The organism is Echinimonas agarilytica, assembly GCF_023703465.1.
GTDB lineage: Bacteria > Pseudomonadota > Gammaproteobacteria > Enterobacterales > Neiellaceae > Echinimonas > Echinimonas agarilytica.
The window spans coordinates 85,759-100,927 of record NZ_JAMQGP010000008.1 but is presented as its reverse complement, the minus strand read 5'-3'; the positions used below and the strand labels follow the sequence as shown (position 1 = coordinate 100,927).

General features: G+C 42.7%; 17 protein-coding genes. 7 read left to right on the top strand and 10 right to left on the bottom strand.

Translation table 11 applies throughout. The features are described from left to right. Positions 1-66 precede the first annotated feature (66 nt). Entirely contained in the window at positions 67-1,473 is a 1,407-nt protein-coding gene (locus NAF29_RS15070) for a nuclease domain-containing protein (RefSeq protein WP_432763241.1), read from the top strand. A gap of 135 nt (positions 1,474-1,608) precedes the next feature. Here the strand turns inward: NAF29_RS15070 and NAF29_RS15065 are convergent, their stop codons facing one another. From NAF29_RS15065 to NAF29_RS15045, 7 genes are all read right to left on the bottom strand, one after another. Beyond that, positions 1,609-2,676, bottom strand: coding sequence for a HipA domain-containing protein (locus tag NAF29_RS15065; protein WP_251262449.1), 1,068 nt, complete (start codon positions 2,674-2,676; stop codon positions 1,609-1,611). Continuing rightward, positions 2,660-2,965 (bottom strand): helix-turn-helix domain-containing protein, encoded by a 306-nt coding sequence (locus NAF29_RS15060; RefSeq protein WP_251262448.1) that lies wholly within the window; start codon positions 2,963-2,965, stop codon positions 2,660-2,662. The genes NAF29_RS15065 and NAF29_RS15060 overlap by 17 nt, the downstream gene beginning before the upstream one ends. 335 nt (positions 2,966-3,300) lie before the next feature. Continuing rightward, entirely contained in the window at positions 3,301-3,432 is a 132-nt protein-coding gene (locus tag NAF29_RS18330) for a hypothetical protein (RefSeq protein ID WP_285817800.1), read from the bottom strand. Between the two features lie 503 nt (positions 3,433-3,935). Next, on the bottom strand, positions 3,936-4,208 hold the full coding sequence (gene hepT, locus NAF29_RS18325; RefSeq protein ID WP_349665588.1) for a type VII toxin-antitoxin system HepT family RNase toxin: 273 nt from the start codon (positions 4,206-4,208) through the stop codon (positions 3,936-3,938). After that, a complete protein-coding gene (locus NAF29_RS18320; protein ID WP_285817799.1) occupies positions 4,192-4,344 on the bottom strand; it encodes a ribonuclease HepT family protein in 153 nt (50 codons plus the stop codon). The genes hepT and NAF29_RS18320 overlap by 17 nt, the downstream gene beginning before the upstream one ends. After that, entirely contained in the window at positions 4,341-4,718 is a 378-nt protein-coding gene (mntA, locus tag NAF29_RS15050) for a type VII toxin-antitoxin system MntA family adenylyltransferase antitoxin (protein WP_251262447.1), read from the bottom strand. The genes NAF29_RS18320 and mntA overlap by 4 nt, the downstream gene beginning before the upstream one ends. A 65-nt stretch (positions 4,719-4,783) precedes the next feature. Beyond that, a complete protein-coding gene (locus NAF29_RS15045) occupies positions 4,784-5,725 on the bottom strand; it encodes a hypothetical protein (protein ID WP_251262446.1) in 942 nt (313 codons plus the stop codon). 678 nt (positions 5,726-6,403) lie between these two features. Here NAF29_RS15045 and NAF29_RS15040 point away from each other — a divergent pair. After that, positions 6,404-7,066, top strand: coding sequence for an inovirus Gp2 family protein (locus NAF29_RS15040; protein WP_251262445.1), 663 nt, complete (start codon positions 6,404-6,406; stop codon positions 7,064-7,066). 150 nt (positions 7,067-7,216) lie between these two features. Here NAF29_RS15040 and NAF29_RS15035 read toward each other — a convergent pair whose 3' ends face one another. The 3 genes from NAF29_RS15035 to radC form a co-directional block, all read right to left on the bottom strand. Next, positions 7,217-7,777, bottom strand: a complete 561-nt coding sequence (locus NAF29_RS15035; protein ID WP_251262444.1) for a tyrosine-type recombinase/integrase — start codon at positions 7,775-7,777, stop codon at positions 7,217-7,219. A 121-nt stretch (positions 7,778-7,898) separates the two neighbouring features. Then, on the bottom strand, positions 7,899-8,309 hold the full coding sequence (locus tag NAF29_RS15030; protein ID WP_285817798.1) for a DUF2787 family protein: 411 nt from the start codon (positions 8,307-8,309) through the stop codon (positions 7,899-7,901). Next, positions 8,306-8,782 (bottom strand): RadC family protein, encoded by a 477-nt coding sequence (gene radC / locus NAF29_RS15025; RefSeq protein ID WP_251262442.1) that lies wholly within the window; start codon positions 8,780-8,782, stop codon positions 8,306-8,308. The genes NAF29_RS15030 and radC overlap by 4 nt, the downstream gene beginning before the upstream one ends. A gap of 438 nt (positions 8,783-9,220) precedes the next feature. Here radC and NAF29_RS15020 point away from each other — a divergent pair, with 438 nt between their 5' ends. From NAF29_RS15020 to NAF29_RS15000, 5 genes are all read left to right on the top strand, one after another. Beyond that, the gene (locus NAF29_RS15020) at positions 9,221-9,403 is read left to right on the top strand and encodes an AlpA family phage regulatory protein (protein WP_251262441.1); all 183 of its coding nucleotides are present in this window, start codon (positions 9,221-9,223) and stop codon (positions 9,401-9,403) included. Between the two features lie 178 nt (positions 9,404-9,581). Further along, positions 9,582-9,821, top strand: coding sequence for an HTH-like domain-containing protein (locus tag NAF29_RS15015; protein WP_251262440.1), 240 nt, complete (start codon positions 9,582-9,584; stop codon positions 9,819-9,821). Between the two features lie 179 nt (positions 9,822-10,000). Then, positions 10,001-11,425, top strand: coding sequence for a DUF262 domain-containing protein (locus NAF29_RS15010; protein ID WP_251262439.1), 1,425 nt, complete (start codon positions 10,001-10,003; stop codon positions 11,423-11,425). Next, entirely contained in the window at positions 11,415-13,400 is a 1,986-nt protein-coding gene (locus tag NAF29_RS15005) for a DUF262 domain-containing protein (RefSeq protein ID WP_251262438.1), read from the top strand. Before NAF29_RS15010 ends, NAF29_RS15005 begins: the two co-directional genes overlap by 11 nt. A gap of 39 nt (positions 13,401-13,439) precedes the next feature. Continuing rightward, positions 13,440-14,909, top strand: coding sequence for an ATP-binding protein (locus tag NAF29_RS15000; RefSeq protein ID WP_251262437.1), 1,470 nt, complete (start codon positions 13,440-13,442; stop codon positions 14,907-14,909). Positions 14,910-15,169 lie beyond the last annotated feature (260 nt).

Genomic DNA, 15,169 nt, shown 5'->3' with positions numbered 1-15,169 from the left:
GTGTATCGCATTTGGCAAGAGCTGAGATTTTATTTAGATGTGTTTGGCAATCAATCGAGCATTTCAATGAAATCAGTGGCTGAGATTTACGAAGTGTGGTGTTTTTTGTGTTTGAAACAGATTTTAGAGCAGGATCTCGGCTTTGAACTGGTTGAAAACAGTGCGAAGAAGCTCGCCCAAAACGACTTTTTTGAGTACCAACTTAAAGATGGTATGCGTGGAGCATTTCGTTTTAAGCGTGCTGATGGGGTAACGGCAAGACTCGCTCATGAACCGACTTTCAATAAAGCAAGCCAGATACGTTCGTATCTAGTGAACCAAAAGCCGGATATTGTGTTGGAAGTGACACTGCCTAAAACCGCCAACTCAGGCTCAGATTCTTCAGAAAAAAAGCAGTTTATTTGGTTGTTTGATGCAAAATATAGAATTGAGGATATCAAAACTAATCTAAAAAATGAATTTATAGGTAAGCCAACTGAGAAAGACTTAAAATACTGGGAAAGTAAGACTGATATCGAGAAAGAATCATTAGACTTTACCATAGTAGATGGCGTACCAGACGATGCCATTAACCAAATGCACCGTTATCGGGATGCCTTGATTCGTTTATCAGAACCTCACGATTCTAAATCACCATCAAGTGGAAACGCTGGCCAATCTCCTAAAAAAAGCCGCCCAGTTTTTGGTGCGTTTGCTTTATATCCAGGTTTTTTTGATCAAGCCACAACATCCAACCCCTACACAGCCGCGATAGAAGAAGTGGGTATTGGCGCATTCGCCCTGTTGCCTAGCCAAAACGAACTTAGTCAAACTGATCCAACCCAGACTAAAAGCAGTTATTCTGGTCACCAGTGGTTGCTAGATTTCTTGCAAGCCCAAATTGGCACAGCGCCGAATGCACAAACAGGGCAAGGCAATGAAACCATGTATCCTGTGGCTGGCATGGCAGAAAGGCTCTACGTACAAGAAGCAGCACGCATACCTTATTACGGCATGCGCCAAGTGCTATACCCTGATTTGACGATGACAGTGGCATTAGGTGGGCAACGCGGCCGTGATAATGGCTACTTTGAACAATTTGAGCAAGGCACAGCGCTGTGGTATCACCTTCCACAAAGCACGTTTTTGCAGAAATTTAAGCAGCATATTGCCGAGGAAATTCGCTATTTAGCGTTGGCGTCTACCTCAGGCACTCAAAGTTCAACCAAGCAAATTGACAAACTTTGGCCGGTTAAACGAGTAACAGTGTTACCACGCTACGCCATTACCGAAGATCAAGCGGGTAAGAAGTCAGGCTCTGCTGATTTGTATTATTTATTTGAGTTAGGCAAACCACTGTCACTGCAAACGCCAGTGACCAACGTGCCACATCGCCCAATTAAAAACTCCATGAAACTCACAACCTTAACTCGCCTAGAGGATGTAACTAAATTTACTGAAATCGAAAAAGTGTACGAAGAGGCAATGGTATGAGTCTGTCTAACTTTTTCGATTACGCAGAAGTGGACTTCCCAGCTTTCACTAGACAGTCTGTTGTTCCAACAAATACGCTTCTTTGAATTGAGCTGGAGATACGACGCCATATTAGAATGACGGGCTTCCTTATTGTCATATTTCTATATTCGGTATGTTTGGCGCTTGTGATTTTAGGTGTAGTGTTTTTGCCAAGATATGCGCTTTCACCTGGGTCATGTATTTGCGGTCATCTTCGGTAAAATGCGGTTCGTGAGTGATTGTCTCGATAAACTGCTTCTGCGTCAGCGTGTCGATGACTTTATCTGCTAAACCGGTTAACTGGCGAGACAAGAGCTTTTTATTCACCCCGCAGGTTTCTGCGAAATCAGCCAATTGGTAGGCGTTAATGCTCGCGGGTTCAAATTCATCACCCATTGCCATCGCAAGTACATGTTTGAACTTTGGAAACATAGCAACATTCACTAAGTCGTAGGCAGGTGTGAATCGACTATAGCGCTTATCAAAAAACACCGAGACATTTTTGCCATGACTGTCATAGTTGCTGATCATCAGATTGAACAGTTGCCAATTGATAAGCCATTGAAGACTCTCAACAGGCGACGCCATGGTTGTTGCTAGCTCAAATAATCGAGGCAAGCTTGCACCATCTCGAATATGCTGCACATCCCGCCCGTCCCCCAAATTGCGTTCGTATTTATAGTCGCGTGGTAGATTCAACGCTTGGCAACCATCAATGACATGCCTGCGAAAAACTTTGAGCTGATCAGGTGCATATTTGCGATCAAACCTTTCAACAATCAGTGCGGGGTATTGCGCGAACCGAGTGAACCGTACTTCTGCGGTAGGCAGCCCCACTGCCTTGGAAAGCTTCATACAGAAGTATTCGTTTAGCACAAGGTTGGGACAGTTGTGCTTTTCAAACTTGAGAATATGCGTTGAGCACAAAGCGCCATCGCCAAACCCTATCTGCTCTTGCTCGCTAATGAACATGTTGAGTTTGTCTTGTACGCCAGCCACACTCAGTCGTGGTTTGTCGTCCCACGTTAACAGGCCGATGTCTTCCTTAACATCTAGTCGCTTGGCAAGTTCGTCAGGTTCGATGACTCTAATTTGTCTAAGGTCAGGGTGCCAATACGACGATCCGCAAAATAGATATACAAGGAATATTCTGCTGGCATAGTCATCATACCCATTCGTCATCACAGACGCTTGAGCCGTCCCGCTTTTCAAGAGAAGTCGGTGAAAGTGATGGAGAAGACAACTTGATCCCTAATCCGTGCAGTACCGCAAAGGCGGTGGCAAGAGTGCAATTATCATTGCCATTTTCAATGCGCGATAAGGTATTGATCCCAACATTGCAAAGCGCAGCACAATCGGCGAGCTTCATGCCCGTTGCCGTGCGTTTCGCCTTAATCAGTTGTCCTAATACATTCGCGTTCTCAATAAACTGCGTTTGAGGCATTTGTGAGGTCGTTACTTTCTTGGCCATCGTTCTACACCAATATTCATTAGTACCAGTGATTATAGGTCGATACTAATGAATAACAATTTTATTCACCGTTAGCGGTGATTTTATAAGAATATGACAATTCCAACCTAATAAATCACCGATTGTGATGAATTATTGGGTGCTTATGCTATGGGCCTCAGTACATTCAGTGCCGCAGCAATACAATCATCGCTAGCAGAGTAGGGGTTTAACGGGAAACAATCAGGGGTTAAATCCATTTCTTTGGTAAACCTGGCCTGATGGCACTCTAGAATTAATTCAGCCACATCCTTGATTGCAAACACCATGTGGTCACTGCTCTTATTTGGAAGGGGTCACAGGTCATCGAAGGTCAGCAGGTTAGGCTGTTTTTGATGTTTAATGTCTAGTTTTGGATTGATGCCATTATTGAGCTTTTGTTGGCAGTCGATGGTGAGATTAATAGCGTCCTCAAAATCAAGTAGCACTTCATGATCCTTGCCATACCCGCCGACTTTATATTGACGGCGTTTACCAAATAGCTGGTAACGAATGATTCAACTGGCGGAGCCTTTGCATTTTACATCAAGGTACAGACTGGGGTAGACGCTTTCGAAAGTGGGGTGGCCGGATTGCTCCAGCGCTTCAATATGTTTTGTAGTTTGCGAGATGTTCATCAATTTCCCTCATTATTCGGAACAAAAATTGCGAATAATGAGGAGAAAAGTGGACCAAAAGTCATTACTTGGGGCCTAAATTAACTTATTTCTTTATTGGCTAGGATAAATGGTGACTAAACCTTAAAATGTCACGTTAAATTGCCAATTTAAGCCTGAAGTATACTAGAAAATTTGTCATTCAATATTCTGGATCTGAATATTTTACATTTTTAAAAATATTTAAATTATTCAAACTATTCAGTTTGTTGCGATACTTGTGATGGCTTGGAGTGGAGGTTTACCCACCAATGTACCCACCATTTGGTTTGGAGTTATTCAGAACCGATGGATTTCATAACATTACAAAAATCTTCAAAGTCATTCAGCCTGTTTTCTACAACATGTTTAACAATGGCTAGGTTCAGGGTTTGGTAGTCATGAACAGCGACATTCCTTAGGCCAACCATTTTCTGGAGATTTTGAGAAAGCTCGACAGGTAGTAGATTGGCTTTGCTGAGTAATTCAAAGCTGTCTCGGCTGCTTTGAGGGATTCCAGTCTTGCGTTGTTTGTTGATGATATTGGCTAAGTCACGCTTCACTGGCACGTTGTAGATTCAAAATCACGGAGTCTTGTCGTGTGTAGTCAGTATCGAACCCTGCGCCTGCTTCTTGGTAGACGTCTTGAATGCGTTTAAGGCAGTGCTCTAAGGTTGCAATTTTATTGATGATAACGTCATTCATGATTGATATTGCTTCAGGATCTCTGAGCGTTCCTCATTCAGGTGTTGGTACATAGAGAGTACCTGCATTTCAAATTTAGCTTGGTCATCTTCAACGCCCCATAGGAGCTTACCTGATTGAACCACTTGATGCTGAAGAACGGTTGAGGCTGATAGCAAGTCAACTAAATCGACATCTTGCCTGAACTGTCTAGCCAGTTTTTCTTGAAGGTCAAAGCGCTCAACTGGGTCAAGCTTTCGGGGTAAAAGAATTGCTAGGTCAACATCACTCTGAGATGTTGCTGTTTCATTTGCTTGCGAACCAAAGAGGTAGATTAGCTTTGAGCTAGGTAAAAAGCTGGTAATCGCCTCGGTAATTGCGCTAGTTGATATCACTATCAGTACCTTCGAGTCTTAACGTTTTTCTCAGCGGTTGCTCAATCATACCACTCTTATTGTCATTATGAGGCCTCACGGGAGCTTGATAACTCCTCGTGAGTTTTCTTAATCATTCTTTCTATTTCTAAGTAGATTTTGCTTTCTTTCATTTCAACGATCTCATCAAGCATATCTTTCGTATCTGGAGATAAGGGAATACTGTAGATTTTTTTGTCACCTAGAGCTTTCTTATGCTTTTTTTGGTTCCAAGAGTTCTTCATCTGTTTGATGAATAGCGTACGATCAGAGCTGTCGGTCCACAGATCAAAAAGAAGAACGAGTCCCCAATATTTAGCTTTTGGCTCAAAGAGGTCGATGAACCTGAGACAATTATAAGAGCCTTTGTACTTATCTGAGTGTTTATTGTAATACTCAATTACCCACTCTAGCTGCTCTTCATCTTTAGGCTTTAACCATTTATCAAGTTTTCTCTTAGAAGAGAGTTCGCCCCAAGCCCTTCTATAAAGAGCATTAATTTCTCTTTTTTGATCAATACTGTACCGAGAGCGGTGAACTCTATCGAAGAAAGCAAAAATGCTCTTAACTCTTTCACTGTATAGGCTTGGGATAGGCTTTCGATTGAGCAATGAATGGCGAAGCCTTACTTGGTTAAGCTCGATCTCACCAGCGAATAAATCCTCATAGTCTGCTGGAGCCAGTTTTTCCAAATAGGTTGATAACCAATTGCACTGTCTTGGATTTTCTATATCAATCCATTCAAGCTCGTCATCTGACAAAAGCCCACTCACAGCCTTATTGTGGGCCTCCGCTACATCTTGTGAACGAGGAGCTTTCTGATCCTCTCTAATCCAGCTAAAGCCTCCAGATGCATCATTGATAGCCTTACAAATTACCTTAGTACTCTCCGTGTCTTCGCAACAAATATCGAAGCCCTTATCCCTGAGATAAGAAAGGCAAAATTGACACACTCTTAAACTATTACTTGAGAACTGGTACTGACTCATACAAGAGACCCTTTCAAAAACATGGTAACTATCAAGAAATAATTCAATAACAATACAGTAACAAAAGCCTAACTAAAAGGTAATAGATTGCTAATCTTTGCATGATAACCTTACCTGGTAAGAGTTTTTTGTTTGCCTATTTATCAGTAGGTTATGATTTTTGCTGGGGACGGTTATTCAAATCCTGGGGTGAATAGCGAATCTAAGTGATTTTTTCAACCCTACAATGGGTCCTAACAGTAAAAAATGCGAAATTTGAGAGCGAGGCTTGAAGAGCTCTTACTCCTTTGTTGCGAAGAATCAGGTGGGGTAGTTATTGGTCAGAGGTAAGGTTAGTCATCGAGCATAGAAGAGAGGACTTGCTCTAAAGACTTAGTTTTCTCCCTCGCTATCTCTTTGTGACTCTGCTTAGTGTCATAAGCCTCATCAGCGTAAGATGAGCTTTGTACTTTGCCTAGGTCATGAACAAGTGGTTGCAGAGGACTTTTAGTGCTTGTGAGTAACTTAATTGGAGAGTAACTGGAGTAAACATTCCTGACGATTGGCGCTATTGAGCCAAGCAAGGCTATAAGGTTCTGGTGTTGGTATAACTAATATACCTAGCTCTATTTGTTCTAGAGCAGTTAAAAAATAATGGAGTTCCTATTCCTATGGATTAATACAACCTTAGGAATAATCATGAACAAACGTCTTAAAGGCACTCCTTCACTAAAGCTTCACTATGGACCTTACTACCAAGGCCTGAAAGTAATAACCAGTTATGGTCCTCTCATAGAAAACTACCTTGCAGCAGGCAAAATAGTTATCGACAGGTACTTGTCTCAATACTCTAGAGTATGTGCTATTCGTGTGGACCTTCATGTACCCGAAGAGTTAGAGCTGAAAAGTAACCGTCACATAACTAGGTTTATGGGGTCACTCGATGCTCAGATTGAAGCTGATCGAAATAGAAAGCATAAAGCAGGCTCTAGGAGCTACAGGTGTCGCCCTAACTACATTTGGTGCTCAGAGAGAGAAAATGCACGAGCGAACCACTTTCACGTAATCATTTTGCTAAACAAAGACGCATACCACACTCTAGGTAACTACGAAGCGACAGGTAACAATATGGCTTCAAGAATTGTAAAGGCATGGGCAAGTGCATTGGGTCTTGATTTTGATGATGTGGGTGGGCTCGTGCATTTCCCAAAAAATCCAATTCACTATGTAAACATTCACAGTAAGCGCCTTGCGGAGGAGTACAACGAATTGTTCTTCAGGTTTAGTTACTTTGCTAAACCTAAATCTAAGCATTATGGTGATCGGCGAAGGTCGTTTGATTGTAGTAGAACAACCCGTTAGATTTTGATTGTCTAATGCGAAAAAATAAAGGAGGGCATTACCCTCCTATTAATATGTACGATGTTGCAGGTGGCTAGAAATCCACTCCTGCACATATTGTACAACCCATCTAGCACTTCACTCTCCTACAAGTACTTGTTAGGTTGGGTATCATAGCTCCAACTCCTTAAAGTCTTTATCGACTTCTTCTTGTGTGAGCCCGATGTAACGAAGGGTGACACCTTCAGAGCTATGCCTGAGCATCTTCATGACTCGGGCAATGTCTTTGGTTGATTTGTACAGGTGATAGCCTCGGGTCTTGCGCATTGAGTGAGTGCCAAGTGGTAACTTAATCTCCTCACCTATTGTTCCAAGAGCTTTGCTTACAGCTCGACGTGTTAATGGTCTAGGAGACCGGTTGATGGCTTGTTTGTTTCGGTAGGATTGAAACAGGTAGATATGGCTTGGATGTTCCTCCTTAATCCTATGGATGATTTGTAAGGCTTTGGGGTTCAGTTGAATGTTGGCATGTTTGCCAGTCTTTTGTTCTCGGAGAACCAGTCGGTCCTCCTCAATATCACTAAACTTAATCGATAGCAGATCTGAGATCCGTAACGCTAGGTTTAGACCAATGTTCCAGATATCAGCCATCTGCTGGCTATGATGCCTTGTAAGTAGGTGACTCACTAAACGAATGGTGTCAGGCTCTTTAACCGCTTGGACTTCTGCCATGGCTAGGTTCCTTTTTCCGTTTGAAATGGTAGTTTGAGGAAGCTCAGAGGGTAGGTTTGAAGCAAAGCCTTATAGAACAAGGCCTGCAAAGTTCCCAAAAGACCAAAATGGGAACTTGAACTTAATCTGTACTGAGTTCCAGCTTGTAAACACCCATATCACAGTAGGCGATGAAGTTTTCAATGAAGGTACGGACGAACGGCTTTACCCGTCCCAGTGGCATCATTCCCGTTAGGCGACTGTAGAAGAGCTCGCTGATAAAGCAGACATCTATATCCTTCTCCAACTCTGCTGCAAGACCAGCATAAGCAAAGTCTGTGACATAACAGAGGATCCACTTGTCCCCTTCCTTGTCGAGACGAATTTCAACGGGGTGATAACCTCCATGCTCAGCACTATAGTTTTCATCCCGAAAGTTCAGAGTGATGCCGCCAGTTTGAATGCCTGGGTTCTTAGCCAAAATGGATTCCAGCTTTCTATAGAAGCGAGCAGGCAATCTTAGGCCTCGGTGTCGAATAATCGAGTGGCTCATATCAGACCTCTTTCAGCAAATGACATTGATTCCTTGCCCACAATGATGTGGTCGAGAACGTCTATATCCACCAGCGACAAAGCCTGCTGAATACGCTGGGTGATATTTCTATCAGCCTGAGAAGGCTCTGGCTCTCCTGATGGATGGTTGTGCGCCAGAATGACGGCTGCCGCATTGTTCTTAAGCGCCGCCTTCACAATCTCTCTGGGATAGACCGTAGTCATGTTCACCGTGCCAAAGAACAGCTCCTCAAAATCAATCAAGGCGTGTTGGCTGGTCAGGAACATGACGCCAAAGACCTCACGCTCGTATGGGACCAATTTAAATTTTAAATACTCCTTTACTTTGTCAGCACTGCTGTAAACATCGGAAGAGATAAAACGCTCCGCAACAATATTGGCTGCTGCATCCAACACCTCCCCAACACTCAAAGGGCCGATTAGGGCTTCTCTCTTACTTTTTAACTCGCTCATAAATCATTCTCCGCAGCCTGTATTAAGCATGGCCATGCACTTTTCTAATTCAGAAACAAAGAAGGGATGCCTATTGGCATCCCTTCTTGAGGTATCGCTTTGTGTTGACTTAAAACTCAATCAACGCTTTTGGCCCAGGCATACCCTGCAGAGACTCCTGCAATAAACACTTGAGCAATTGGGGTAGGAGCTAACCAGAGCATTCGCTATCTCCTTTGGCATAGTGATACAGGCTAACTCCAGTCATGAAGCCAGCGATAAAGACATAAGGCATATCAATCTCCTGTGTATGAATAACGTAAAGCAACGGCTTGGGGGCTATTGCACCTATATGACATATGCCTGAAATACTTTTGAATCGGGCCTTAGAGGGTAATTTCAGTTAAAAAATAATACGCCAGCCCATGTTGTGAGATGAACACACATGAGAAACCCAACATGAGATTTTTAAAGTTACAACAAGTTATGGACAAAACAACACTGTGCCGCAGTAGCATCTATATCCTGATTAAAGCAGGTGAGTTTCCTGGAAACTATACCGTTATGGGCAAGCGCAAAGCCTGGCTTGAAAGCGAGGTTGATGACTGGTTGATGAGCAAGCTAGAGCAAGCTGAGTTGTAACGCTCTGAGGGTCGGAGCTTTTGTGTTAGATATCTTGAGAAAAATTCACAGCGCATTATTCTCTGTTGTTTGATGGGCAATTCTATAAGGAATAGTGCTTGTCTTAGATACCCTGCTTAGCTAATTTATATAAATTAGCTAAAGATACGTAAATGTATGCATACCTAAGGCGCAAAACATGACTGAGCAAGCCATCTTCGACAGCATTAAACAAGCCTTAAATGATGCTCCTCGCAATCAATACACAGCAGAAATGCATCTGCAAATGATCAAGTATGCGGATGAGCTTAAAAGCATCACAGCTAAAGAGTTCTGTGAAGGCGTAGGCTTAAAAAGCAGCTTCGGGACTGAATTTTCTAAAATGCGCAATCTCACTACGCGCTTAAAAGCTGCTGGTTTAAATACAGAACAATTATAGCAGCCCGATTTCTATTTAAGGCTTCACAAACATGGCGATTAAACAAACAGAGCTCAATTCATCCCTTTGGCAAGCTGTGACGAACTTGCGGCGAAAAGCGACTCTTATGGCATGATGCAAGAGCGCCCATGGGGAAAACTCGCATACCGTTTGAAAAGATAAAGAGGTAACAGGCAAGTATGGATACTTTGGATAAACATCTCGATAAAAAAATAACCTCAGTTAGAGCCTTATTGGCTATCTCTACGTTGGCTATTCCCGCCTATCAGCGGCCTTATAAATGGACGCAGGTAAACTTAGCGGATTTATTGAATGATCTAAAAGTATACCGAGACAAATCTGCCTATCGTCTGGGGGCTGTGGTTTTTCATCGCTATAATGACAGCGGTAATAATCAACTGGATATTGTTGATGGTCAGCAGCGCACCTTAACCTTAATGCTGTTGGTAAAAGCGCTAATTGATGTACGTTTGAAAGGGTTAAAACGCCAAGATGTAAAGAGCACACTTGATACTCTTGTTGCACCTGTTAGTGTGTTTTTAAATCGTCAACGCTTTAGTAGCGATATATCACACCGCAACCTGCACCAAAATTTTATGGCGGCTAAACGGGCCGTTGCTCGTCCCGACTTTACCGAATCCGACATCGATTTTTTACTTAACCGCTGCCAAGTTGTCACCTTTGTACTTGATGACGTATCTGAAGCATTCCAGTTTTTTGACTCACAAAACGCCAGAGGCCGAGACTTAGCCCCACACGATCTATTAAAAGCGTTTCACCTGCGTGAGTTTGCGGAGTCGGAAGTGGCGCTTAAAGCACAGTCGGTTAGTCATTGGGAAAGCCTAGAAAGCAAACAGCTTGAACAGTTGTTTGCCAATTACCTGTATCGTATTCGCAACTGGGCACATGGCAACTCGGCGCAATACTTTGGTAAGTCGAAGGTGGGCTTATTTAAAGGGGTAAACCTAGAACAAGTGGCGCTGTACCCTTATGTTGAACCACTTCGTATCTCTCACCATTTTGTGGATGAATACAATCATCAGTATCAGCGGAAAATCGATCATCAGTCTATGGGTTTTCCCTTTCATCTAGATCAAATGGTGATAAACGGTCGCCGTTTTTTTGAGATGACCAGCCATTATCAGCAGCAAATTACCGCAATCGTGGCAACAGAGCATAAAGGCAATCAGGAAAAACCGTTTAAGGTGTTGGGACATGAACTTGATGAACTAGCGTGTAAGATATTACGCACCCTAAATAGTTATGGCTCCCGAACTCGCACAGGCGATAGCTACATTAGAACCCTATTTGATTGTGCTGTTATTTTTTACTTAGATAAATTTGGTGCGCATCAGCTATCGCAGGCGATTGAAAAATTATTTGTATGGGCCTACAGCTGCCGTCTGAAAATGCAGGTAGTTCAACTGGCTACCATGGATAACCATGCATTGAACCACAATATATTTGAGCGTATAAAGCAAGCCGTGCAACCCAGTGATGTATTAAATTGGCCGCTGGCCACGATTAAGGCTTCAGAGTGTAAGGGCACCAAGCTAGACGAGCTTACCGTCCTATTTAAAGAGATGAACTACTATGAGCAATGATATTACTAGCTTCAGTGTTAAAGCATTGCTTATGGACAGTCATCGCTACTTGGTGCCCATGTATCAACGTAACTATGCATGGGGCGAAGGCGAGATTAACCAGTTAGTACAGGATGTTTTAGACTACCAATTAAAATCCCAACACACTGATAATAAGCCAAAGTATTACATTGGAACCTTGGTGGTGTATGAGCGTAAAGATGGCAGTTTTGAGGTCATCGACGGCCAACAACGTTTCACCACATTAACGCTATTGGCGTTTGTCCTTAAACGCATGGCTCAACATGGTAATAGTGTGGATATGACGTGGTATAACAAGGCCAATTTGAGCTTTGAAAGCCGAGTAAAATCATCCATAACCTTCGCTTGCCTTATGCAAGGCATAGCAATAAATGATCTTAAAACCGATGACTATAACCAAGATGTGATCAATGGCTTTGAGCTTTTAGAAAAGGCACTAGGTGGTCTAGGTAACAAGTTAACTGATTTTTGTACTTACCTATTTGAGCAGGTTCAGATAACCAGAGTATCGGTGCCTAAAGACACAGATTTAAATCACTACTTTGAAGTGATGAATAATCGTGGTGAGCAGCTAGAAAAACACGAAGTGGTGAAAGCCCGTTTAATGGCGGTATTAAATGAAGATGATACTGCAGATAAAGAGCAAAGCATTACACTGTTAAACAAGGTGTGGGATGCAACTGCCAATATGGAACGTTATGTTCAGTATGGCTTTACTCCTGATGAGCGCCACAGCATTTTTGGGCGAGATGATTGGGGAAAGTTCACGCCATCAAGTTTTGATGACTTACTGAAACTCTTACAATTTAAAATAGATGTCGCAAGCGGTAAAACTCAAACGCTTCAGTTGAATGTTTCGCTTTCACTTAACGATATTCTACAGCATGCTCCTCAGTCGATTTCTAGCACTGACGCCACACTGACGCCAGAGCGCTTTAATAGCGTTATCAATTTTTCTAACTTCTTACTGCATGTTTTAAGGGTACTAACCAAAGAAGACGTCCCCTTGGATGATAAACAGCTGCTTGACCAGTTCCAAAAACATGTTAATTCGGTTGATACTGTAAAAGCGTTTATTTTTGCTCTGTTAAAGTGTAAGTATCTGTTTGATCAGTTCATTATTAAGCGTGAATTTTCCCAAGGGGAAGATAAGTGGAGCTTAAAGCGCCTGCACTTTTACAGTGCCACAAGTCAAAGTTACATCAATACATTTGATAAAGAGAGTGAAGATGGCTTTGAGGGAGACAACCGCCGTATTCTGATGTTGTTAGCAGCGCTGCATGTATCTACGCCTACACTGGTTTATAAACACTGGCTTAATGCAGCTCTATTTAGCTTGTATAGCATGGATGATGTGAGCCCTAGACAATACTTGGGTAAACTTGAGCATGTGGCTCGGCAATTTGTGTTTGGCCGCTTTTTAAGTGTTACGGGTGCCGATTATTTTGATCTGGTGTATCGAGGTGTGGGTTATGAACCTCTAGCGATTGATAAGCCGGAGGTGCAAGCTCGACTTTGTTATGGCGCAATAGAAAACAACCTTGTATTTAACTATTTAGACTACCTAATTTGGTGTGAGGCAACGACCAATAGCAGTCGTGATGAGGTGTTGAAACAGTTTGAATTTTCATTCAGAAGCTCGGTAGAGCATTTCTATCCGCAACATCCGCTTGATGGACACAAAAGCCTAGAAACAGAGTCGTTACATCGTTTCGGCAACTTGTGTTTAATTAGTCATAGTAAAAATTCAAAGTTAAGTAACGTGCAACCTGCGGCAAAGCGTGATCATTTCAAAGCTGCGATTAACGGGAAAAAAATCGACACCTTAAAGCTGTATAAGATGATTTCTCTTTTAGCTGAAGGTGGCGAGTGGGAAGCGGCACAAATCAAACTTCATGAAAACAGTATGATTAAATTATTGGTAGAAGACTCTAAACGGGGGGCAAAGGTATGATCACCATTAAACAGAAGTACATACAAGTAGGAGATCATAATGCCCACTGAGCAAAGCCTAGCGCAGTTGCAAGCCTTATTGCGAGAGCTGTGCCTCCTACCAAACGAAACTGAATGGGTGGAGTTTAAACATAACAATGCCGATGCGCTGATGGTGGGTGAGTATATCTCTGCTTTGGCCAATTCGGCAGCCTTGCTCGGTAAGCAGTCTGCTTACATTGTGTGGGGAGTGGATGATAAGACTCAAGAAGTTATTGGTACTGACTTTAAGCCTGCTAGCGCTCGCCATAAGCAGCAAGAATTAGAAAGCTGGCTACTACAAAAAACCGCCCCTAAAATCCATTTTCAGTTTTATACGTTTGAAAGTGCTAATGAAAAACCAGTGGTAATTTTAGAAGTACAAGCGGCCAGCCATACCCCAGTGCAGTTTGATGGCACTGAGTACATTCGCGTGGGTTCGTACAAAAAGAAACTGCGAGAGTTTGCTGAGAAAGAGCGAGGACTATGGCGGGTGTTTGAGAAAGTTCCATTTGAGCAACAAGCCGCAACGGAAAACAGCAGTGCTGAAGAGGTACTACAACTACTCGATTACCCTGCATATTTTGAGTTGACAGGGCAACCATTGCCTGAAGGGCGCGATGGTATTTTAACGGCTTTACAAGCGGATAGACTGATCAGTAAAACAGACAGTGGGCATTGGAGTATTGCTAACGTAGGGGCTATTTTGTTTGCTAAAAAGCTGCAAAGCTTTCAGCACCTTGGTCGTAAAGCCGTTCGCCTGATTCATTATCGTGGTAACAGCCGTGTTGAAACCATACGAGAACTTGAGGGCAATAAAGGTTATGCCGCAGGCTTTGAGGGGCTGATTGACTACATCAAAACCCTACTCCCCGCTAACGAAGAGATAGGCAAAGCATTTCGTAAAGAAGTGCCAATGTACCCTGAATTGGCCATTCGTGAGCTGGTGGCCAATGCCATTATTCACCAAGACTTCTCCCTAACAGGCACAGGTCCAATGATAGAGCTATTTGATACCCGTATGGAGATCACCAATCCGGGTATACCGCTAGTGGATACAGATCGCTTTATTGATTCACCACCTCAAAGCCGTAATGAAATGCTGGCATCATTTATGCGCCGCATCAATATATGTGAAGAGCGTGGCACAGGTATTGATAAGGTGGTATTTCAAACCGAGTTGTATCAATTGCCAGCCCCCATTTTTGAAGTGACTGACAGGCATACACGTACTGTGTTATTTGGTCATAAGCTGTTTGCAGAGATGGATAAAGAAGACCGCATTCGTGCCTGTTACCAACATTGCTGTTTACGCTACGTAAGCCGTGAGCACATGAACAACGCCTCTTTAAGAGAGCGTTTTGGCATAGAAGCAAAAAACAGCGCTACGGTGAGTCGAGTGATTAAAGATGCCGTAAGTAGTAGCTTGGTTAAGCCTTATGATCCTGAAGCTGGTGCAAAAGCGATGCGGTATGTACCGCATTGGAGTTAATTTGCTTGATCGTTGCTTGATGGAAGAGCTCTAAAAGTACTTTAAGAGCCTCTAAGTGTATCTAATATATTGATTTTATGGGTTTTAATTTGCTTGATCGTTGCTTGATAGCTCTTTGTGGTTTTGTTTAGCAAGGGATTGGATTATGGAGAAGATGCAAGCATCTGAGCTAGATTAATATTCAAATCTGAACATATAAAACAAGAGTCACATAAACACACGCCAACGTATTGTCACTTCCTCAATTTTCCCATATTCTC